Raw genomic sequence first — 22,090 nt, forward strand, 5'->3', positions numbered from 1 at the left:
CGGAGGACTAGAGGGAAAACTGACCTATAAAAAAACAGCCGGGGTCAGCCGGCTGTTCTAGATGCGGACATATTCTTTTGTTTAGACGCCTTGCGGTCCTTCATGATTTTTCGAACAATCGGGTAAATGACCGGCGCCCATTTGATAACGGTTTTGATCATCTTTTTCAAAGCTCCGATTCTCCCTTCTTTTTTCTCAACCATTCCCCTGATTGCCTCTTCCTTAAACATGCTAACGCGACACATACCTGTTTCCCGTCACCCAGAAACGCCATGGATAATCGCGAGCCTCCCCGCTGTTGTCAATGCCGATGCGCGGGCCGGTTGAAATTGCTTCCGGTGTGTACCCGCTTTCGATGTAAAGCGGCTGTTCCGTGATCCAGCGTCCGTAGTCATTCATCGTGACGCCAAGCGCTTTCGTCAGCTTTCCTGGTCCGTTTGTCCATTCCCTCGGACTCCTGCCCGGCCTTCTCTCCTCCATTAACAGCTGGCCTTCATGCGGCTCAATCGCTCTGATTAATACCGCTTGCGGGACATCCTCTTCCGCGGCAACGACATTCAGCAATGTATGGGTGTGCATCACGTATGTATATACCCGCCCAGCTTCTGCAAACATGATCTCAGTCCGCTTCGTCCGGCGGTTGTTAAAGCTGTGTGCCGCTCTGTCTCCAGCACCCATATAGGCCTCTGTTTCCACAATATAGCCTGACGCTGTGCCTTCGTCTGTTTCTTTTACAAGAAGGCAGCCCAGAAGCGATGGGGCAAGCTCAAGAGCGGTTTTTTGATAAAACGTGATGGGCAGCGGATTTTTTTCTCTCGTCACGAATCGACCTCTCCTTTTACCGATTTTTGTACATTGTACCATTCCCGAAGCAGATCAAAAAAAACGGCTGTTTTAAAATCTTTCCATTCAGGGAATATTGTTACCGTTCAAAAAAGGAGGGCCAACCATTGAAAGATGATCATCAAAACAAGCAGCACCAATCAAATGCCCAAGGGAGCGAGGAAGCGCTTTCCCACAAGACATCCGGGAAAAACGAGTCAGAGGATACCTTAACGAATAGGCAGGGGCATCCTGTTACTGACAACCAGAATGTGAGAACCGTCGGGAATAGAGGGCCTACAACACTTGAGAACTATGATTTTCTCGAAAAGATCAGCCACTTCGACCGGGAACGCATCCCAGAGCGGGTTGTTCATGCCAGGGGAGCAGGTGCACACGGGTATTTTGAAGCATACGGAAGCTTCGGAGACGAACCGATTTCAACATACACACGGGCCAAGCTCTTTCAGGAAAAAGGCAAGAAAACACCGGCATTTGTCCGTTTTTCAACTGTGAATCATGGAAAACACTCGCCTGAAACATTGAGAGACCCGCGCGGTTTTGCTGTAAAGCTATATACAGAAGACGGAAACTGGGATTTGGTCGGGAACAACCTGAAAATCTTTTTTATCCGCGACCCGCTGAAATTTCCGGATCTTGTACATGCATTTCAGCCTGATCCAGTGACCAACATCCAGGATGGTGAACGTATTTTCGATTTCATTTCTCAATCTCCAGAAGCGACACACATGATCACCTTCTTGTTTTCGCCTTGGGGCATTCCGGCCAACTACCGGCAAATGCAGGGTTCAGGCGTACATGCCTATAAATGGGTGAATGAGGAGGGCAAGGCCGTTCTCGTGAAATACCATTTTGAACCGAAGCAGGGCATCCGCAACCTGACACAGAAGGAAGCAGAAGAGATTCAAGGGAAAAACTTTAACCATGCCACACAGGATCTATATGACGCGATTGAAAATGGCGATTATCCAGAGTGGGAAGTATATGCTCAAATCATGAGCGATGATGAGCATCCTGAACTGGACTTTGATCCTCTTGATCCAACAAAACTGTGGTATAAAGACGATTTCCCATGGAAACCGATCGGTAAATTGGTTCTGAACAAAAATCCGGAAAACTACCATGCGGAAGTGGAGCAAGCTTCATTTGGAACGGGAGTGCTTGTCGACGGGCTTGATTTTTCAGACGACAAATTGCTCCAGGGGCGTACGTTTGCCTACTCTGATACGCAGCGCTACCGTGTAGGCGCAAATTACCTGCAGCTTCCGATCAACTCGCCGAAAAAGCATGTCGCCACCAACCAGGAAGGCGGGCAAATGCAATATCGGGTCGATAGAGCAGAAGGACAAAACCCGCACGTCAACTACGAGCCATCCATTATGGGCGGGCTGAAGGAAGCGAAGCAAGACGGAAAAGACCATACGCCGCATGTCGAAGGTGATGTAAAGCGTGAAGCGATTGACAGAACAAACAACTTCGGACAGGCTGGAGAAACGTACCGGAGATTTACTGAATTTGAGCGGAACGAATTGATTACGAATTTGGTGAATACGCTTTCTACGTGCCGAAAAGAAATTCAGGATCAAATGATTGAGAATTTCACAAAAGCTGATCCTGACTACGGAAAACGCGTAGCAGAAGGGCTAAAAAAAGTTTCCGAAAACAACAGCAACGGGCCGATCGGCACAACTGAAACGGAACAGGCTGCAAAGCAGGCTGAACAGGAGAGTCATCCGTCTGATCCGTATTAACAACAGCGAACAGGGCTTTTTTAGAAGCCCTGTTTTTTTATTTTTCTATTGAAACGCTTTCAATAATTGTGTTGTACTTGGAAGGAAAGGGGTGGAGAGATACGATGGAATTACAGCAGGACTTGATTCCTCAGAAAAAAACAATCGGCGCTTTAGATCACGCCGTTTTTTTATGCATGGTATTTTGTTTCTGGTTTTCAGGCTATATTTACGTTCCTGTATTCAGTCTGTATTTGGAGGATCTGCACTTTTCATATGGCGCAATCGGCATCATTCTCGGCAGCTACGGGGTCACGCAAATCCTTCTGCGATTCCCGCTCGGCCTTGTGTCAGACATCCTGTTTTCCTTGCGCAAGCAATTGTTAATTGCCGGGTTCGGCTTTTCCGTCCTCAGCAGCCTGCTTTTTCTGATGTTTGATTCTTTCTTCTTCGTGCTGGCCGCCCGGCTTTTCGCGGGAATCACTGCTTCTATGTGGGTGATGGCGACCATTTTATACGCACATTATTTCAACAATGGCAATGCATCAAAAGCAATGGGCATCATGCAGTTTTTTACCGTCATGCCTCAGTTTGCCAGCATTGTGTTCTGCGGGCTTGCGGCAGCCCATTTAGGCAGGCAGGTCCCTTTTTGGATGGCGCTGGCAGCCTCGGTCGCAGGTCTGGTGATCTGCTGCTTTATTAAGGATCCGTCTGCTCCTCCCGCAAACCGTGACACCATTCGTGTCAATCAGTACATCAAAGATACATTGCGGCTGCCAAAGCTGAAGCTTTTCACCATCCTGTCTATGACGGCCCATGCCGTATTATTTATCACAGTGTTTGGTTTTACGCCGCTTTACATGAATCAGCTCGGAATGGGCGACGCGGAGCTGCTTTGGGTGATGAGCGCCTTTTTCCTCCCACACGCAGCCGCCACATTAAGCTTTGTGTTTCTGCGATTTACAAGCCGTATCGCTTACTCCGTGATGCTCATTAGTTTCGCAGTCACCGGGGTCTGTCTGCTATACGTTCCTTTTTCAGCTGCATTGTTCACGGTTTGCATCACACACGCCTGTATCGGACTGGCGCTCGGCTTCGTTTTTCCTCTGCTGCTAAGCCATGTCATCGAAATCAGTTCTGCCCGATTAAAAATGTCCGTGATGGGGTTTTATCAATCATTTTATGCGCTAGGCATCTTCCTCGGGCCCCTTCTTGCCGGAAAAATCGCACAGCTTATCGGGCTTGCGGGAGTTTTTTATGGAGCCGGGTCTCTGGCATTTGCCGCCTTTTTTGTGATGCTCGCGCAAAAACGTAACATGATCAATTAATAGCTTTCATACCGCCGGAAGCGCCACACAGAAAACACGGCCAGAAGCATGATGCACAGAATGGAGAAAGTGAGTGACCATCCGAAAAAATCTGCCTGCTCTCCATGAAGAAGGATATGCTCCGCCTGCTTGCAAATCTCAGCTGGAAGCCACTTCGCACCATCTGGAAATAGTGAAACAGCAAAGGAAACGGCTGCTGTGAGCCCGATCCCGCAAGCCGCAGCTGCTCCGACAGACCGGAATATCGTACTTCCGGCAAGGCCGGCGGTCACAATAAATATCACCCAAAGCGCGTAAAGGCCAAGGCTTGCAGCAAAGCGGCTGAATGATGCGTCCTCAAACAGCAGCCGAACGTAATAATAAGCAAGCCCGTATCCAGCTGCAAACGACATAATGCCGATCACGCTTTGGATGAGCCATTTACTCACGATATAATGGGCTGCCGTCACAGGCCGCGACATAATCAGCGCTGTTACCCCTTGATTTCTTTCATTGGCTACACTGCCCATCACGCTAAAGATGACCAGAGCCATGCCAAGCGTGTTGAATTGAGAAAGCGTGCTGACCATCACTTCAGACCCGGAGGGCGTCGTAAAACTAATTTTCATGCCGTCAGGAAGGTTCCCTCCATGTGCGATGATTTCCGGCATATAATAAATGGTCAGCGGCTGTGTCAGCCCGACGATCATCATCGCAATCGGCAGCCAAATCAGCTTGCCGCTTTTCCATCCTTCCAGCCACTCCTTCTGCAATAGCGCCATCATCACCTTCATGCGTGCACCACCTTTAGATAGACGTCTTCTAGAGACTCCGTTTTCTGTTCAAATCGGGTGACGGTCAATCCCTTTCGGATACAGTCACTTAATAATGACCGGCCAGCGTGTATATCAGGCAGCTCGAAAACAGCTTGGGACGGATTTTTATAGACAATAGCTGAGACGTAAGGCTTCTCTTCAAGCCAGCCTTCCAGCTTCTCTTTCACTGAAAGGGTAAAAACGTTCGTTTGCTGCTGTTGTTTCAGCTCCTGTAACTCGCCTTTCCATGAAATTTCACCGTTTTTCATAATCACCACTTGATCACACACCTGCTCTGCATCGTGCAAAACATGTGTAGAAAACAGAACGGCCATATGCTTTTTCAGCTCCCGCATCATGTCCAGCACCTCGAACCGCCCTGTCGGATCAAGTGCAGACACCGGTTCATCCAATATCAAAAACTTCGGTTTATGGAGCAGTGCCTGTGCCAGACCGAGTCTTTGTTTCATGCCTCCTGAATAGCCCCCGATCCTTTTGTGCGCCGCTTCGTGCAAACCGACAAATTCCAGCATCTCACCGATTTCCTCTTGGCATTTTCTCTTCGAAAGGCCGGACAGTCTCCCCGCAAATGTCAAAAATTCATTTGCGGTCATCCACGAATAAAAAGCAGGATACTGCGGGAGGTACCCAATCAAACGCCGATCCAGCTTTTTCTCTCCTAACAGCTTTATGGTTCCAGAGGTTGGTGAAAGCAGTCCTGCCAGCATTTGCAGAGTCGTGGTTTTGCCGGCTCCATTAGGTCCTAATAGTGCGACACACTCATTTTTATTCACGTGAAAACTGACATTCTTTACAGCTTCATGGTGCCTGTACGATTTGCATAATGATTCAATAGACAGCATATCGGCTTACCTTTGCTTTCTGCCGACGGTAAAAAACAAAATCGGCCCGATAATATTGATACATACAATGATCGCAGCCCACATCCACTTTGGCCCGTTTGTCCGCTCTTCTTTTATACAGCTGATAAGGGCAAACACCGCCAAAGCCAGCTGTAATACAACCAGCGGCAAAATCATTTCCCAAGAAATATTCATTGCTTGATCCCCCTTTTCTTCCGATCTGGCCTAATGACAAAAAAGTAATAACAAATCAGAGGCATCGGTGCTGTAATCAGTCCGACAATTCCCCAAATCCATGCCATGCGATTTCGTTTTTTCGCATCAATAAATAAAAAGATTCCCTGCGCCAATACGATGAGATAAGCCGCAACCGTTATGACAATTTCTGTTTGTGTCATCTGCGTTTCACCTCGCATTCGCCGAGATGCCTTTTTTTCTCAGCCGCAATCAAAATCGGCAGCACCGCAAGCACACAAACCTGAAGCACAATAAACACAGCAGGAGCTTGAGTGAAAGCAAAGATTGCAGCACTCACAACCATCAGCGCACAAAATACAAATAAAATGATCTCTTGAAGAAGTTTTTTTCTGTATTCAGCTTTCATTTGTGACAGCTGGTGAAGCAGTTCTTTTTGAGTCGGTATAGAGGGATTGGCTGTTTGATCAATTTTTTTCCATTCTGACTTTAAATGATCAGGAAGCTTTTCTTTATTCATCGTCCCACTCCTTTCTGATTTGCTGGAGCCCTTTATGAACTCTGGACTTTACAGTGCCTTCTTTGATTTGAAGCATCATCCCGATTTCGGCGTAGGTATAGCCGTAGTAATGCCTTAATAAAACTGGTGTGCGCAGTTTAGGGTCCAGCTTTGAAAACAGATCGAGCGTTTCGCTCCACTCTGCCCCTTTCGCCGACACGTCCCACTTGATCTTGCGGATTGTTTCCTCCGTAACTGTCTGATTCCGTTTCCATTCTCTCTTTCTCTTTTTCTGGTGATCGAGATAGAGCCGCGATGCAATGGAGATCAGCCACGTGGAGAATTTTGAACGGCCCTGAAAGCTTCTTAAATGGATGTACCCTTTCAGAAAGGTTTCCTGAACAAGTTCCTCGCTGAGATCGGGGTGAAGGGAAAGCTTTAACAAGTATTTATATAAGAAAGAATAGTGATAGTGGAAAAGGGCTGTAAACGCCTCGTCGTTTCCCTCTTTCGCCTGCTGTATCAGCCGCTGTTCTTCTTGTGTATCCAATGACCATGATCCCCCCTTTTTTGTTTTTCTGCCTTATGAGACGACACCGGATTCAAAAGCGTTCATCTTTTTTACAATTCTTTTCAGCCATTGACAGATCAAGCTTCCCGGCCGTTTGGCTGCATATCCTTATTTGTAAACCCCCTCATAGTCTGTTAAGCTATGACTTTATGTCGATTTCAAAAAAACATCCAATATGGAGGACGATGCATTGAAAGTAGAAAGGCGAACGATTGAATATATTCCGAATGAAGAAAGACATGGTAAAGCGAAAGATTTATTTCCCGTATGGTTCGGGGCTAATATGCATATCACCACGTTAGTGACCGGCACGATTCCCGTTGCAATGGGACTTAATCTGTTTTGGAGTGTTGCCGCTATTATTTGCGGAACCTTAATCGGTGCCATATTTATGGCGTCTCATTCCGCGCAAGGCCCTCAGCTAGGCATCCCGCAAATGATTCAAAGCCGTGCCCAATTCGGCGTAATCGGAGCGATTCTTCCCCTCTTCTTAGTCATGTTTATCTACCTTGGTTTCTTCGCAAGCAGCACGATTCTGGCGGCCGGAACCTTAAGCAGCTTTGTTCCCATCCCGGGAACATGGAGCATTATAGGCTTAAGCGCCGTATGTTTTTTACTCACCATTTTCGGCCATGATTTGATTCACAAAATGCAAAAAATCCTTTCTTGGACCTCTTTTGCTGTATTTTTTGCTGCAACGATTCTCATTTTTCAATTGCCGATTCCGGCAGGCAGCTGGATTCCCGGAGCGATTGATCTGCCAATTTTCTTGGTGGCAGTCAGCGCTGTTGCGACGTGGCAGCTTGCCTACGCGCCGTATGTTGCCGATTATTCAAGATATCTGCCAGTTAAAACACCGGCTTCAAAAACATTTTGGTACAGCTATGCAGGTACATCTGTCAGCTCCATCTGGATGATGCTACTCGGCGCATTGCTGACAACCTCACTTCCTGACTTTACGGCAAACTCAGGCAGCCAGATTGTCCAATTGTTCGGTCCCTTCTCGTTTATTATGCTGATCATTGTGCTATTTGGGCAAATGGCAATCAATGTTTTTAACCTGTATGGGGCTTTCATGTCCACGACAACAACGCTGGAGCCGTTTCTGAAATTAAAAGTCACGCCCAAAGTCAGAATCATCATGATCCTGGGTGTCACGCTTGTCGGCACAGTCTTAAGCCTACTGGGACAGAGCAATTTTATGGAACTGTTTTTGAATTTTATCTTTTTCATCAGTTATTTCTTAATTCCGTGGACGGCAATCAATTTAGTCGATTACTACTTCGTCCGCCACGGAAAGTATCAAGTCAAAGCCATGTTCGACGTAAACGGGCCTTATGGAAAGGTCAATTGGATCACCACAATTGCGTTCGTTCTGTCTATCTTGCTGGAAATTCCGTTTATCAACACAAGCTTTTACATCGGACCGCTTGCCAAAATGTTTGGCGGCGGAGACATCGCATGGATTATCGGCTTGGCCGTGCCTTCTGTGCTTTACTATGCATTAATGAAACCGCGTCTGAAAAAACGGGCGGGGTATCAAGAAAAGCTGTCTTCTCTCTGAAGACAGCTTTTTTATCATTCAAATCGTTTCCACACGCGGGGCAGGATGTCAGATAGCTCATGAGCGAGCAACGTATGAGCGGAGTGCTCGTCCGTCCAGAGCTCGGCGCACGCACCATGCAAATAGACCGCGTTTAATATGGCGTGCTTTGGATCTTCATGGCAGCAGAGCATCCCCAATATCATGCCCGTCAGTGTGTCACCGGTTCCGCCCTTGGCGAGCGCCCCGTTTCCGGTTGGATTGAGCCAGCAGTCTCCATCAGGAAACGCGATGACGGTTTGGTTTCCTTTTAACACAATGACAGTCTGCAGCTGAGCCGCCCACTCCTTTGCATATTCCGCTCTTTTTTTCTGCAATTCGTTCACGGGCACCCCTGTCATTCGGGAAAACTCGCCCGGGTGCGGCGTGAGGATGACGGGGGCCTCCCGTTTCGGATATGTGCGCTTCGCCAGCGCTCCGGCATCCAAAATAACAGGACAATCAGCCGTAAGCACATGATCGACTGCCTGCTGTACGCTTTCCGTTTGCGGAAGGCCCGATCCGATGGCAATGGCTCGGTACGTCTCTTCAAGCTGAGCATCCGCCGCCTTTTTCCAGCCGTCACGCCAATAGGTCGCCTCGGGCAAAACAGGAACAATTAGCGGGATTACGCTTTCTGATGTACCGATGACAAGCTTGCCGAGACCGCTCCGCATGGCCCCAAGCCCTGCAAGCAGCGCTGCCCCCGGCATGTCGTCACTTCCAGCCAGCAGCAAAGCCGTACCGTACGTGCCTTTATGGCTCTCCGCATCTCTTTCAGGAAGCGTGGCCCTTACATGCTCTTCCGTCCAATATGGAACATTCATCTCTATCCCTCCTCTGCTTTCTTTTCCTATTTTTCCTGTCCCTTTTCTTTTTCAAACAAAAAAGACAGCCTTTTAGGGCTGTCTTCTATTTTACAGGAACATCAAGGTGATATAGACGGCGATATCGTTCGTTTGCCGCCAGCAGCTCCTCATGGGTTCCTTCCATTTCTGTTTTGCCGTTTTCGAGAAATACGATTTTATCAGCCGCTTCCACTCCCGCGAGATGGTGGGTAATCCATAAAATCGTTTTTCCTTTCAGCACCTCAAACACCGTTTCCATCAATTCACGTTCGGTAATAGGATCGAGGCCGACTGTTGGCTCATCGAGGATGATGATCGGTGTATCCTGCAGTAAAATCCTCGCAAGCGCGATCCGCTGGCGCTCTCCACCGGAAAAACGGATGCCCGTTTCCTGTACAGAGGTATGATATCCGTCAGGCAATGACTCAATGTAGTCATGCAGCTTGACCTGCTTTGCGGCGCGGCGCACATCCTCGTCGCTTGCTTCTCCGTTTCCGAGCCTGATGTTGTTCAAAATACTTGTATCAAACAGGTGCGGTTTTTGATTTAACACGGCCACCGCATCCGCAATCTGATCCTTTAACAGCGCTGTCTCCACTCCGTTTAACGTAACAGAACCGGAGTCCGGTTTCAAGGCGCCCTCGATTAATGCAAGCGATGTTGATTTCCCAGAGCCGCTTCGGCCGAGCAGCGCCATTTTTTCTCCTTGGCGCAGCGTAAAGGAAAAGTTGTCAAGCACTTGGCTGCTGTTATCATAAGAAAACGTCACATCACGAAAGGCCAAGGTGACATCTTGAAGATCGAGCATTTGAGCCCCTGATTCTGTTTGTGACGCCTCCGGCTGAGGAGCCACCTTGTTCATGCGTCTGATAGAATCCTGATAGCCCGGCACTTCGCCTAAGGCATCCGAAAGCGGCAAAAAGGCTTCCGTCAACGGAAACACCACTAGCACAAAAGCGGCAATCATTGTTTTAGCAAGCTCGCCGTCTGCTTGCTGTCCTGCCGTCCAAAACAGCATCAGCAAAATAAGGCCGGCGACAAGGCATTGCGCGGCAAAGTCCCGCCATCTCGTATAGCGTTGCTTTTTCCGTTCAAGCTCAAACCAATCATGTTCTTCTTTTTCATAGGCATCAATAAACGCATGCCGGCGTCCGCTGAACATCCAGTCGCTGACACCCATCACTGCATCTGTCAGACGGCTGTACAGCACATTCCGCCCGCTTTTCAGCTTCGCATTCTTCGCTCTCGTCACGAGCAAAGACACAACCGGAAACAATACAACAAGAACAAACAAATAAAGCGCAACAAGCAATATGGCAAACGGCCAAGAGAAGAAGCCAAGCGCTATCACTGACACAGCATACAGGAACAAGGCTGAGATCGCAGGAAAAATCGTTTTTAAGAAAGCATCCTGCAAATGCTCAATATCCTCAGACAAAATGCCGAGCATATCCCCCGTGCGAAAACGGGAACGCAGCATCAAAGCACCCGGCTCAAGCATATTGTAAAGGCGGACGCGCATGTCGGATACGATTTTCAAAATGATGTGATGCCCGACGAGCCGTTCCACATATCGCGACACAGAGCGCGCAATCCCAAAGGTGCGCACAGCGACAATAGGCACATAAATGAGCAGAATATTTTCCGGCCTTGTCGCCGCTTTAGAAATCAAAAACCCTGAGGTGAACATGAGAAAAGCAGCAGAAAAAATCGTCACCGCGCCCAAAAAGATAACCAGAACAAACAGGCGGGCATTTTGCTTGATATACGGCAAAATCCATTCTTCTTTCTTCATGCTCTTTCCCCCAGTTGTGCCTTCACGAGTTTGGTATACACACCGTTTTTCTCCAGCAGTTCATTGTGAGTCCCGATTTCCGCAACCCTGCCCCCGTCCAGCACGATAATTTCGTCCATATCGAGCATCCAGTGAAGGCGGTGAGTCGCGAGAAAGACAAGCTTATCCTCAAATAAATCCAGCATCGTTTCTTTTATTTCATATTCTGTTTCGATATCAAGATGGGCGGTCGGCTCATCCAGCAGCAGGATCGGACGGTTTCCCAAAAAGGCGCGGGCCAGCGCGACACGCTGTGCCTGGCCGCCGCTGAGCGCCCGGCCGCCTTCCCCGATCCGCCCCTCTAATCCTTCAGGAAGGCTATCCACCAGCTCCGCCAGTCCCGCCGCCGCAGCAGCACGGGCTGTATCCTCTGCCGAAGCGCTTGGGTGGTAGAAGCGAATGTTGTTCCCAAGCGTATCATCAAAAATGTACGGATGCTGGGGGATGTACAGAAGGTTCTTCTGCCAGCTGCCGTCCTGCAAATGGGACCGGCTTGTACCATTAACCTCAATCATCCCGCCATCCGGCTCCAAAAATCCGCCGAGAATATCAATTAATGTTGATTTTCCGGCGCCGCTTGCACCGATAATGCCGATTTTTTTCTTGCCCTTAAATGAGAGATGAATATCAGACACCGAACGGCCGACTGACACGCCTGACAGCTTCAGCTCATCCTGATCGGACCAATCCTCGAGCTGAAGCGGCGTCTCTTCTTTAAAACCTGGCTGCGACAAAATCTCTTGAATGGTTTTTCCTGCTTCCTGGCCGTTCAGCGTTGCATGATAATCATTCCCCACTTCCCGCACCGGCAAAAAATACTCAGGCGCCAGAATAAGCGCCGTTAAAGCGGGGCCAAGCAAAATATCGCCGTCAATAAGGCGCAGGCCCAGAAATACTGCGACTGTCGCCACCGACAGCATCGTGAAAAAATCGAGGGCGAATGATGACAAAAACGCCACCCGGAGTGTGCTCATCGTTGCCTTGCGATACCGCTCACTCACATAGAAAATATTTTTGCTGTGTGACTTGCTCAAACCTAGGAAACGCAATGTCTCCAGCCCGCGAAGAGAATCAACAAAATGATTGGAAAGTCTCTGATAGGATTTCCACTGACGATCCGCTTTTCTCTGCGCGACAAGGCCGAGGAGAATCATAAAGATGATCAGAATCGGCATAGCCGCCACTAAAATGATGGCTGATGTGCGATCCTGAAAAAACACATAAATGACAACCGCCGCAGGCACAATCGCCATGCTGACCATTTTCGGCAGAAACAGCTCCAGGTAGCGGCGGAACTGGCTGATGCCTTCCATCGCCAGCGTCACCATTTGCCCCGTCCCCTCTTTCTTTGCAAAGCGGGGGCCTAATCGGAACAGCTGATCAAGAAAACTTCTCCTCAAATCTGCTCCTGTCCGAGCGGCGTATTGATAGACGATTTTCTGTCGCGCCACCGTCACCCCGTGCCGGGCGATAAAAGCGATGAGGAAAAAGCTGATCACCGGAAAAAGAGAGGTAATGCCCTTCCCGTTGAACAGTCCGGTTACGGCCTCACTCAGCCACTCTGCCTGCATAATAATGGCAGCTGTCTGAATCAGCGTTAAACAAGTAATCACGGTGAGAATCCGCTTCATTCCTTTATATCGAAACAGGTCTTTTCCCATTAATAAGTCATAGGCTCCTTATGGCTGACGCGCTTCCGGAAGACATAATAGCTCCAGATCTGGCTGCCGATGACGAACGGCAGTAGCGTTAATGCTGCAATTGACATGACTTTAAGCGAATAATCTCCGGAAGAAGCGTTAGCTACTGTTAAATCGTATGTGCTATGAAGCGAGCTGACCATTACGCGGGGGAATAGGGAAATAAAGATCATTCCCACGGTCAGCGCCAGACCAGCGCCTGTCATCCCAAATGTCCAGCCGTCTTTTTTCTTGCGAATAAATACAGCCGCGAGCATAAAGCAGATGACAATCAAAACAGCGAGCGGAATGGTAATCTCGCCGCGGCGTGTAAACATGTCTGTCTGATACGCAGAAAGGGCCGCGAAGGCAAGAACCGCTACAAAAACAACACCCATTATCTTTTGCGCCATTTTCCGGGCGCGGTTTTGCAAATCACCAATCGTACGCAGCGTGATAAACATTAATCCATGCTGGAAGCAAAGAAGTGTTACCGTCACACCGCCAAGTATAGAATATACATTGATATAATCAGATACATGTGCGTGAATGTTCATGTCGGCATCAATCGGCATCCCGCGGAATAATGTCGTGAACAGCACACCAAGCACAAACGGAGGAATCAGACTGCCGAAGAAAACGACCCAGTCCCAAACCTTTACCCATTTTAAATGATCCACCTTGCCGCGGAACTCAAACGCGACCCCGCGGCCCATTAACGCAAGCAGCACTATGACAAACGGAATGTAATAACCGCTCAGCATCGTTGCATACCAGTTTGGGAATGCCGCGAAAATGGCGCCTGCGCCAGTCAAAAGCCAGACTTCATTCGCGTCCCAGAACGGCCCGATCGTGTTGATCAGCACTCTGCGTTCTAATTCATTATGGCCAAGAAAACGGGTCGCCATGCCGACCCCGAAATCAAAGCCTTCCAAAAAGAAGAATCCTACAAACAATACAGCAACGAGTATAAACCAAAGATCATGAAGAGATGCCATGGTATACCTCCTGACTAAATGGATCTGTTGATACAGGCACATCATGATGATTATCATGCTCCGCACCTTTTTTAATCTCACGGATAAACAAGAAGACAAGCAGCGCGCCCAGAATCATGTACATCACACCGAATGCGATGATTGAGAATAACAAGGAACCCGCTGTTACGTTAGGCGACACGGATTGAGCCGTTGTCATTAAACCCATAACCGTCCAAGGCTGACGTCCGATTTCTGTCATAATCCAGCCCGCGGAGTTCGCAAGAAACGGGAAGGAAATCAAAGCAATCATGATGCGCAAATACCATTTGCTGTTTTCTAGCTTTTTGCGGCGGTTTAACCAGAGGCCGCCTAATGCAGCAAGGATCATGACAACGCCTGCGCCAACCATGATACGGAAGCTCCAGAATGTCGTTTTCACTGGCGGAATGTAGTCGCCTTTTCCGTATATTTTTTCGTACTCAGCCTGAAGGGTTTTCATCCCTTTGACACTTCCGCTGAATTTCTGATAAGCCAAGTAGCTCAAGGCATAAGGAACTTTGATTTCATTTGAGCTTTTTTCATTTTTTGTATCGATCGTCGCAAAAGCGGTCCAAGCAGCAGGGTCACCGCTGTCTTCCCATAGGCCTTCACTGGCAGCCATTTTCATCGGCTGTGATTCCATCAAGTGCTCAGCCTGCATGTGTCCGCTAAGGCCGACGCCAAGACCGGCACAAAGGCCGACGATCATTGCGAGTTTAAAAGATTGCTTAAAGAACGGCACTTCTTTTTTCTTCAGCAGTTTAAAAGCACTCACTCCGGCAATAAAGAAAGCTCCAGTGGCAAGCGCACCGAAAATGACGTGCGGGAATTCAACCCAAAGCTGAGGGTTTGTAATCAACGCGCCAAAATCATTCATTTCCGCACGGCCGTTTTTGATCGTAAAGCCGACTGGCTCCTGCATAAAGGAGTTTGCTGTTAAAATCCAGAAAGATGACATGATCGTTCCGAATGATACGAGCCATATGCAGAGAGCGTGAATTTTCTTCGGCAGGCGGTCCCAGCCAAAAATCCATAATCCGATAAAAATAGACTCCATGAAAAACGCCAATAATGCTTCAATCGCAAGCGGCGCGCCAAATACATCTCCGACAAAACGGGAGTAATCAGACCAGTTCAGTCCAAACTGGAATTCTTGCAAAATCCCTGTTACAACACCGACTGCGAAATTTATTAAGAATAAGTGTCCCCAAAACTTTGCCATTTTGAGATACAGCTCATTTTTCTTTACAAGATAAAGAGTCTCCATCAACGCAACCATAAACACAAGCCCGATAGACATCGGCACAAACAAGAAGTGAAACAACGTTGTTGATGCAAATTGTATGCGGGCTAATACCAATTCACTCATGCTTTCTCCTCCATTTCCGGTTAAAACTGTAATTTGCTCACTACTTCACAAATAGAACCGAGACTTTGATCAGTAATTCACAAAATAGACGAAAAAAATATTGCTCAATATTTCACAAATGTGTCAAAAAGTCATCCAATATGATGCAAGATTGCCAGACTGACCAAATGACACAATCTCTGACTGGTTCATATTAAGTACTTTACAACGATTCATTTCAAAAATAAAGCCTAAAATACCTAAAAAGTCCCGCCCAATGTGACGGATTTTTGTCTATTTTGTTGCTTATTTATGTCGGCTGCTAGGATAAATGACCCTTTATTATCGTACATCAACACATCGTTCCTTGCGAACAAAATGCTTGCCCTGCACCAGCACTCGTTTCTCAGCACTCCGTCATAAACAGATTTTAGGCAGGATGCCTCTTTTCATTTGAACCGGCAAGTGGAGAAAAGTTGAATAGTAAATTTTTAATATATTAATAATTTCAATTTTTTAGTATACTTAACATAGTGAACAATTTCACTGCATCAAGAATAGGGGAGGTTTTTCAATGGGAGAGCTTCAAACACAAATGCAATTGCAAACGGATACAATTCACGAAGGGGTTCGAAAAGAGAATTGGTTTGCGAAAGCCATGAATATAAAAGTAGGCATCATACCGCTTCCTGTGTATGCCTTGCTGTTTATATTAATCACTGTTTTTGTTATGCATCACGATGTAAAAAGTGACATTTTGACATCCATTGCCGTCATGGCGTTTTTCGGGTTTACCTTTGCCCAAGTCGGCAAATCGATACCGATTGTGCGTTCTATTGGCGGCCCGGCCATCCTAGCTACTTTTATTCCGTCCGCTGTCGTGTACTATCACCTGCTGCCTAATGATATCGTCAAATCCACCACAGAATTTACAGAAAACTCAAACTTTCTATATTTGTTTATCGCCGGTATTGTCGTCGGAAGCATTCTCGGCATGAAAAGAGAAACACTCGTAAAAGCATTCATGAAAATTTTTATTCCGCTTATTGTCGGTTCTGTCACAGCCGCTATTGTCGGACTGGCTGTCGGGACATTGCTCGGACTCGGATTTCAGCATACCCTGCTGTACATTGTCATTCCGATTATGGCTGGAGGAGTCGGAGAAGGCGCTATCCCGCTGTCCATCGGATATTCTGACATCATGCCCATTTCTCAAGGGGAAGCGTTTGCACTTGTTCTGCCATCGATTATGCTGGGCAGCTTGTGCGCGATTATTCTAGCGGGATTGCTGAACCGCATCGGAAAGAAAAAACCGGAATGGACAGGCAACGGCAAAGTGGACCGTTCCGAAGAAGAGTCCCCTGCGCTGGAGGAATCTCAAAGCGGACAGCAAATGTTCAACCTTTCTTTATTTGCGTCAGGCGGTATCCTTGCTGTTTCTTTATACTTAGTCGGCATGCTCGCTCACGATTTTTTCGGTTTTCCGGCACCCGTTGCCATGCTGTTACTGGCTGTTCTAATAAAGCTGTTCAGATTGGTGCCTGCCTCAATTGAAAATGGCGCGTTTGGAGTGTCCCGCTTCTTTTCAACAGCTGTGACCTACCCGCTTCTCTTTGCGATTGGGGTATCCATGACTCCGTGGGACAAGCTTGTCGCCGCTTTTAACCTCAGCAATATTATCACGATTCTGTCTGTCGTTGTGACCATGATGGCCGTTGGCTTCTTCACTGGAAAATGGCTGAACATGTATCCGATTGAAACCGCCATAATCAATGCGTGTCATTCTGGGCAAGGCGGCACGGGTGACGTTGCCATTTTAAGCGCCGCTGAAAGGCTTGAGCTAATGCCTTTCGCCCAAGTGTCTACCCGCATCGGGGGCGCGATTACAGTATCCTTAACCTTATTGCTGCTGCACCAGTTTTATTGATCCCCGCAAGCAAGTTCTTCGTCAAACGAAAGAGCTTGCTTTTTTGCATGTCCATATTTTTGCAAGTTCCCGCCTCATGCTATAGTAATAGTTGGAAATACTAGATAGAAAGGAATATGGCATGCCTATGGGAACTCATCTATTTCTCTTTATGCTTCTCGGGCTGGGATTTTATTTGATATCAGCCCTGGCAGCAAAATTCATTCCGGCCGTAGACTTCTGGATTGATATTGTTCTTTGGGTCGGCGCTGCGGTTTACATCTTCTCTCATCTCTCATTCATGGACGGCATAGTCTCGATGGCGACAATGTTCTTCTGCTATTGGACCGCAATGGATCTCATTGTTTCAGAGCGTGCGGAAAAACCTTCGGGAGACTGGCAGGAAATCGAGCTGGCCAGAAACAAAACACGTCTCCTGTCAGACATTACGCTGACCGCCATTGTGTTTGCAGGGGCTGTTATTTTTTTCATCTATGGACCTGACACAAGCCCTCTCAAATATGTGATCCTTCTCGGCATGATCTCCGGCGGAGGGGCACTGGTGAAGCGTATACTGAATGTTTTCAGCGTAAAGGTTTTTTATTCAGCAGCCTTAGAAAAATTGCATATCAGCTCACACTATGAAACCCGTACATACCCGCTTTCCGATTTGAAGGACATTCAGCTTGAATCAACGGCTGATCTCTTAAAGCTCCATCCGCTTCTGACGATGTATTCATCACGTCTAGATTTAACAACAAGCTTTCAGCAAGTCATTAAACTGTCTCTTCCCGGCGAAACACTGTTTTTGACGGTGAAGGAACCGCAAAAATGGAAAACAATTCTCCAGGAGTACACAGATGCAGAAAACGATGTGGACAATGTAATTTCTGTTTTGCCGTTTTATCATAGAAAAAATGTGAAGCGGCTGCTCGGTAAGCTTTATTTTGCCGCCAGCGTAAGAGGGGTATCCGCTTACGCCTTATTGGTGCTCGCGTTATACGCATTACACGCCTCTCCATGGGTCATGGCTGTTGCCGTAATCCTGTATTGGGTATTCAACATGTATATGTCAGACCGTGTGTTGCGGGCGGCGATGGACGCCAAGCCTTGTCATCATCCGCATGTACAGGCAGCGGCCGATAAGATTTTCCGATCGGCCGGCATTTCCCATGTCCGCATATACGAAACGGAGAGTGATGATTACAACGGAATGGCAGCAGGCATGAATGTCGGGAGGTCAATGGTCATCCTGACAAGCGCCACACTAACACTTCCACAGCGTGTCATTGAAGGCATTCTGGCCCATGAGGCGATTCATATCAAAAAACGTGACGTTCTGTCATCACAGCTTTTGCGTTTTCTATATCTTGGAGCTGTCGTTGGGATTTTCCTCTTGTTTGAGCAGCATATCACCCATCCCGAGGCCCACAAAATTGCGCTTTGGGCTTTCATTATGGCAATCATTATCCTGTTCCAGCTCTATCAATCCTTTTGTTCACAATGGATGGAGGTGCGTGCTGACAATCTTGGCGCATCATTGCTGGAGGGCGGTTACAAACAAATGGCTGAAGCCTTGAAAATCTTGGCGGTTCGGCAGGATGAGGACATACAGAAACAAAGTGCCTACAGCTCTGAAGCAGGTGAAGACGAGCTTCAAATTGACTCTCTCACCCGTGATAAAAGCTGGTTTTTCAGATTGATTGATTTTCAGTTCGCTCCTCATCCCCCTATGTATTGGCGTGTCGGCACTTTATTGTCAAACAAAGGACGTGGGGTGCTAAAGCGCTGGCTCAGAGACCGCCTGAAAGAATCAATCACTTTGAAATGAAACCGGTCAGCGTTTCATCCGTATAACAGATATGGTGAAAAAAGGGAGTGACCAGAAGTGATAGTGATCTTATTGATAATAGCTATTATTGTTTTTCTTTCAGTCATTCAGCCGCAGTCATCGGATAATAAAAGCCGCCAGCAGGCGGACAGCGGGTATTTCGGTTATTCAGATCATAGCTCACACCATGATGGATGCAGCAGTGACGGAGGTTTCAGCGATTCCGGCTGTGGCGGCGGAGGGGGCGGCGATTAAACGCCGCCTTTTTTTATTTCATTGATTCGATGTACGCACCAAAAGCCGAGCCTGACATGCCTGGGGACACGCGCACACGATGGAGGGCATACATTCCCTGGTCTCTCGAAGCCGCGCCCGGTTCTGTCGTCACGCCCATTTGATAGCCTGTTTTTTCAGCGGCCTTCAGCGTCTCCTCATTGTAGCGCCCTACCGGATAGCTGATGATGGTGGTTTGCTGATGAAACATGTTGTCAAACAGCTTTTTCGAATCAGCCATCTCACTTTGCTGCTGTTGAGGCGTTAATCCGTTCAGTTCAAGGTGGTCAATCGTATGGCTTTCAATCGATATGCCGTGCTGTGCCATTTCCTTCATTTGTTCCTCTGTCAGATGGTGCTTATGTCCGATCGATTTGCCGATCATAAAAATCGTTGCCTTCATCCCGTACTTTTTCAGCACCGGATACGCATCTTGATAATTGTCGGTGTACCCGTCATCAAATGTGATCAGCACGCACTTCTCACTCGGTTTTTTATCCTGCGTCAGCATGAGATACGCCTCTTTCGGCGTTAATGTCTGATAGCCGTTATCATGAAGCCACTTCATATGCGCCTCGAATTCTTTCTTTGGCACACGGAGGCTGTTTCCTGAAGAAATGCTGTGGTACATCAAAATCGGCAGCTTTGCCGGTTTCTCTGTTTTGATCCATGCGGATGTATCGTCTTCTTTTTTCTGAACTTGTACTGCCTTTTCTTCCGGTTTCTTTTGTTCCGCTTTTGGCATCGGCTGCTCTGCATTCGCCTCTTGATCAGCGCAAGCCGCAAGCGCCAAACAGCTGCCCAAAAGAAAGATGCTTAAAAACAATCGTTTCATCGTTCTCCTGCTTTCTGTCTATTTCTTCCTCCTTTTTCATCGGTTTTTTGTTGGAATTTTCAAGTTAAAAAAGGTGATTTCGAAATGTTCACAAATATTTTACAAATATTTACAAGGTTAATCAATTATGTAAATCGAATAGTTTACTTGCAATAAAAAATATTATTAGGAGGAATTGAAATGAAAATGAAGAAAACGATTGTTTCCTTACTCTCCGTTTCAGCTGTCGCTTTATCAATCGGAGGTCAAGCTTCTGCTAAAGAAGTAACTCAGAATTCTGCAATGGTTCCAGAAAGTCAAAGTGTTCCTGTATCACTCTCTCCTATTGAAGCAAAATTAGCTGACTTTAACATACAGGTGGGTCATGCAAAACCACTACCAAGCCATTTATTGGGATCAGGATTTTCATATCATAGTGACAACAAAGCTGTTTTTACTGTAGATGCTTATGGGATCGTAACAGGCCAAAGTGTAGGTCAGGGAAAACTTACTGTTTTTAAAAATGGTTCACTTTATGGACAATTAAGTGTTTCAGTTTATCGATAATGCGAACAAAAAGAGAGTGGATAAGCCACTCTCTTTTAATACATTTAATAAAAACAACTCAAGAAAACTGATTTCAAACCAGCGAGGTTAACCTGGCCGAGTGCGGCGATTAAACCCGTGATCGGACTGCTGTCTTTGTACGCCTCAGGCATCATCGTTGTAGCAATCATCGCAATGATGCCCCGCCCGCAAATGCTGCAATCGCTGGTATCACTTCTTCAGAAGCGCCGTTGAGAAAGAAAAATCCTGACCATGAGGCAAGAATTGAAATCACGAGCACCGCGGCCCAAAGCAGCATTTTCATTCTTAAGTACCCGCCATTTTTAACCTTAAAGAGAACAAAAAAACCGGACATGTCCCCATGTCCGGTTTTTTTGTTCTTATCGAATTCTCACTTCTGTCTCACTGTCAAAGAAATGGCCTTTATTCATATCAAATGCAACCGTCAGTTCATCGCCCGATTGAATATCGAGGCGGGCGTCGATCCGCGCAATAAAGTCTTGGTTGTCGATCTGCGAATAAATCATGATTTCAGAACCGAGCAGCTCTGCAACATTGATTTTCGCCTTAATCGAAGAGTTCTTATATGATTCGACGACAATCAATTCATCATGGATATCCTCAGGACGGATGCCAAAGATGACCTCTTTACCGATGTAGCCTTTTTCACGCAGCACTTTCATTTTTCCTTCCGGGACGGTTAATGCCGCAGAACCGATTTTGATTAAGCCATCCGTGAGCTTCCCTTTGAAAAAGTTCATCGCTGGTGATCCGATAAACCCGCCGACAAAGACGTTTTCAGGGAACTCGTATACATCCTTCGGCGTCCCGATCTGCTGAATTTTCCCATCTTTCATGACTACGATCCGTGTCGCCATCGTCAGCGCTTCTGTCTGGTCATGTGTCACATAAATCGTTGTAGTCTGCAGTCTCTGGTGGAGCTTAATGATTTCCGCCCGCATTTGCACCCTCAGCTTCGCGTCCAGGTTTGACAAAGGCTCATCCATCAGGAACACCTTTGCATCCCGCACGATTGCCCGGCCCAGCGCGACCCGCTGTCTCTGTCCACCTGACAGCGCTTTCGGTTTACGGTGCAAATATTCCTCCAGCCCGAGAATTTTAGCCGCTTCCTCTACTCTTTTTTTGATTTCAGGCTTCGGCATTTTCCGAAGCTTGAGCCCGAACGCGATATTATCGTAGACCGTCATATGCGGATAGAGCGCGTAGTTTTGAAATACCATCGCGATATCCCTGTCCTTTGGCGCTACATCATTGACCCGTTTTCCTTCAATATAAAAATCGCCTTTCGAAATTTCTTCAAGTCCTGCGACCATTCGCAGCGTCGTTGATTTCCCGCAGCCGGACGGACCGACGAATACGATAAATTCCTTATCGGCAATATGAAGGTTAAAGTCATCAACCGCCGGTTCCTTTTGATCATAAAATTTATAAATGTGCTCCATCCGCAATTCAGCCATCTAACATCCCCCTTTATTATTGTAAACGCTTTCTTATATTGAGTGTAACAGCAATTCCCTCTCGCTAAAATGGGCAGCGTTCATAAAA

At 47.2% G+C, this 22,090-nt stretch carries 22 protein-coding genes and 1 pseudogene; 7 read left to right on the forward strand and 16 right to left on the reverse strand.

The genetic code is table 11. The annotated features are described in order from the left end of the window. Positions 1–44 precede the first annotated feature (44 nt). Together QF06_RS21570 and QF06_RS17770 are read right to left on the reverse strand one after the other, a co-directional pair. Positions 45–203, reverse strand: a complete 159-nt coding sequence (locus tag QF06_RS21570) for a hypothetical protein (RefSeq protein WP_009968374.1) — start codon at positions 201–203, stop codon at positions 45–47. 28 nt (positions 204–231) lie between these two features. Continuing rightward, complete coding sequence (locus QF06_RS17770; RefSeq protein WP_003227303.1) at positions 232–822, reverse strand: DNA-3-methyladenine glycosylase; 591 nt, start codon at positions 820–822, stop codon at positions 232–234. Between the two features lie 128 nt (positions 823–950). Between QF06_RS17770 and katX the strand changes: the two genes are divergently transcribed. Continuing rightward, complete coding sequence (gene katX / locus QF06_RS17775; RefSeq protein ID WP_015385023.1) at positions 951–2,594, forward strand: catalase KatX; 1,644 nt, start codon at positions 951–953, stop codon at positions 2,592–2,594. A 104-nt stretch (positions 2,595–2,698) separates the two neighbouring features. Beyond that, positions 2,699–3,901, forward strand: a complete 1,203-nt coding sequence (locus tag QF06_RS17780) for an MFS transporter (RefSeq protein WP_041850363.1) — start codon at positions 2,699–2,701, stop codon at positions 3,899–3,901. Here the strand turns inward: QF06_RS17780 and QF06_RS17785 are convergent. The 6 genes from QF06_RS17785 to sigY are packed head-to-tail and all read right to left on the reverse strand — an operon-like array spanning position 3,898 to position 6,802. Then, the gene (locus QF06_RS17785) at positions 3,898–4,674 is read right to left on the reverse strand and encodes an ABC transporter permease (RefSeq protein WP_041850362.1); all 777 of its coding nucleotides are present in this window, start codon (positions 4,672–4,674) and stop codon (positions 3,898–3,900) included. The two genes, QF06_RS17780 and QF06_RS17785, sit on opposite strands and share 4 nt — an antisense overlap. Beyond that, on the reverse strand, positions 4,671–5,558 hold the full coding sequence (locus QF06_RS17790) for an ABC transporter ATP-binding protein (protein ID WP_041850361.1): 888 nt from the start codon (positions 5,556–5,558) through the stop codon (positions 4,671–4,673). The genes QF06_RS17785 and QF06_RS17790 overlap by 4 nt, the downstream gene beginning before the upstream one ends. 6 nt (positions 5,559–5,564) lie before the next feature. After that, positions 5,565–5,753, reverse strand: coding sequence for a sigma Y negative regulator YxlE (gene yxlE / locus QF06_RS17795; RefSeq protein WP_014481310.1), 189 nt, complete (start codon positions 5,751–5,753; stop codon positions 5,565–5,567). Beyond that, entirely contained in the window at positions 5,750–5,956 is a 207-nt protein-coding gene (gene yxlD / locus QF06_RS17800) for a sigma Y negative regulator YxlD (protein WP_014481311.1), read from the reverse strand. Before yxlD ends, yxlE begins: the two co-directional genes overlap by 4 nt. Then, complete coding sequence (locus tag QF06_RS17805) at positions 5,953–6,273, reverse strand: YxlC family protein (protein ID WP_021480964.1); 321 nt, start codon at positions 6,271–6,273, stop codon at positions 5,953–5,955. Before QF06_RS17805 ends, yxlD begins: the two co-directional genes overlap by 4 nt. Then, a complete protein-coding gene (gene sigY, locus QF06_RS17810) occupies positions 6,266–6,802 on the reverse strand; it encodes an RNA polymerase sigma factor SigY (protein ID WP_014481313.1) in 537 nt (178 codons plus the stop codon). Before sigY ends, QF06_RS17805 begins: the two co-directional genes overlap by 8 nt. Before the next feature lie 211 nt (positions 6,803–7,013). Here sigY and QF06_RS17815 point away from each other — a divergent pair, with 211 nt between their 5' ends. After that, positions 7,014–8,387: a cytosine permease gene (locus tag QF06_RS17815; RefSeq protein ID WP_032725108.1), complete on the forward strand. Its 1,374-nt coding sequence runs from the start codon at positions 7,014–7,016 to the stop codon at positions 8,385–8,387. Positions 8,388–8,401: 14 nt separating this feature from the next. Here the strand turns inward: QF06_RS17815 and QF06_RS17820 are convergent, their stop codons facing one another. The 5 genes from QF06_RS17820 to cydA form a co-directional block, all read right to left on the reverse strand. Beyond that, positions 8,402–9,232, reverse strand: coding sequence for an NAD(P)H-hydrate dehydratase (locus QF06_RS17820; RefSeq protein ID WP_003227282.1), 831 nt, complete (start codon positions 9,230–9,232; stop codon positions 8,402–8,404). Positions 9,233–9,317: 85 nt separating this feature from the next. Then, positions 9,318–11,048, reverse strand: coding sequence for a thiol reductant ABC exporter subunit CydC (gene cydC, locus QF06_RS17825; protein ID WP_043940233.1), 1,731 nt, complete (start codon positions 11,046–11,048; stop codon positions 9,318–9,320). Further along, entirely contained in the window at positions 11,045–12,748 is a 1,704-nt protein-coding gene (gene cydD / locus QF06_RS17830; RefSeq protein ID WP_041850359.1) for a thiol reductant ABC exporter subunit CydD, read from the reverse strand. Before cydD ends, cydC begins: the two co-directional genes overlap by 4 nt. Beyond that, positions 12,748–13,764, reverse strand: coding sequence for a cytochrome d ubiquinol oxidase subunit II (gene cydB / locus QF06_RS17835; protein ID WP_041850358.1), 1,017 nt, complete (start codon positions 13,762–13,764; stop codon positions 12,748–12,750). Before cydB ends, cydD begins: the two co-directional genes overlap by 1 nt. Further along, on the reverse strand, positions 13,748–15,154 hold the full coding sequence (gene cydA, locus QF06_RS17840; protein ID WP_003243795.1) for a cytochrome ubiquinol oxidase subunit I: 1,407 nt from the start codon (positions 15,152–15,154) through the stop codon (positions 13,748–13,750). Before cydA ends, cydB begins: the two co-directional genes overlap by 17 nt. Positions 15,155–15,707: 553 nt before the next feature. On the opposite strand from cydA, the gene cimH reads away from it, so the two are divergent. The 3 genes from cimH to QF06_RS17855 all read left to right on the forward strand — a co-directional run bounded on the left by cimH (position 15,708) and on the right by QF06_RS17855 (position 19,125). Beyond that, on the forward strand, positions 15,708–17,060 hold the full coding sequence (gene cimH / locus QF06_RS17845) for a citrate/malate transporter CimH (protein WP_041850357.1): 1,353 nt from the start codon (positions 15,708–15,710) through the stop codon (positions 17,058–17,060). Between the two features lie 121 nt (positions 17,061–17,181). After that, entirely contained in the window at positions 17,182–18,870 is a 1,689-nt protein-coding gene (locus QF06_RS17850; RefSeq protein WP_080332552.1) for a M56 family metallopeptidase, read from the forward strand. A 57-nt stretch (positions 18,871–18,927) separates the two neighbouring features. Next, on the forward strand, positions 18,928–19,125 hold the full coding sequence (locus QF06_RS17855) for a hypothetical protein (RefSeq protein WP_041850355.1): 198 nt from the start codon (positions 18,928–18,930) through the stop codon (positions 19,123–19,125). A gap of 13 nt (positions 19,126–19,138) precedes the next feature. On the opposite strand, the gene QF06_RS17860 is transcribed toward QF06_RS17855, so the two are convergent. After that, positions 19,139–19,978, reverse strand: coding sequence for a polysaccharide deacetylase family protein (locus tag QF06_RS17860; RefSeq protein ID WP_041850354.1), 840 nt, complete (start codon positions 19,976–19,978; stop codon positions 19,139–19,141). A gap of 180 nt (positions 19,979–20,158) precedes the next feature. Between QF06_RS17860 and QF06_RS17865 the strand changes: the two genes are divergently transcribed. After that, positions 20,159–20,524, forward strand: coding sequence for an Ig-like domain-containing protein (locus QF06_RS17865; RefSeq protein ID WP_038829091.1), 366 nt, complete (start codon positions 20,159–20,161; stop codon positions 20,522–20,524). Between the two features lie 44 nt (positions 20,525–20,568). Here the strand turns inward: QF06_RS17865 and QF06_RS21575 are convergent. Beyond that, positions 20,569–20,852: pseudogene (locus QF06_RS21575) on the reverse strand (hypothetical protein); the annotation flags it as partial. A gap of 52 nt (positions 20,853–20,904) precedes the next feature. After that, positions 20,905–22,002, reverse strand: coding sequence for a maltodextrin ABC transporter ATP-binding protein MsmX (gene msmX, locus QF06_RS17875; protein WP_003242648.1), 1,098 nt, complete (start codon positions 22,000–22,002; stop codon positions 20,905–20,907). Positions 22,003–22,090: the final 88 nt, after the last annotated feature.

Origin of the sequence: Bacillus sp. YP1, assembly GCF_000877815.1 — a bacterium.
GTDB lineage: Bacteria > Bacillota > Bacilli > Bacillales > Bacillaceae > Bacillus > Bacillus subtilis.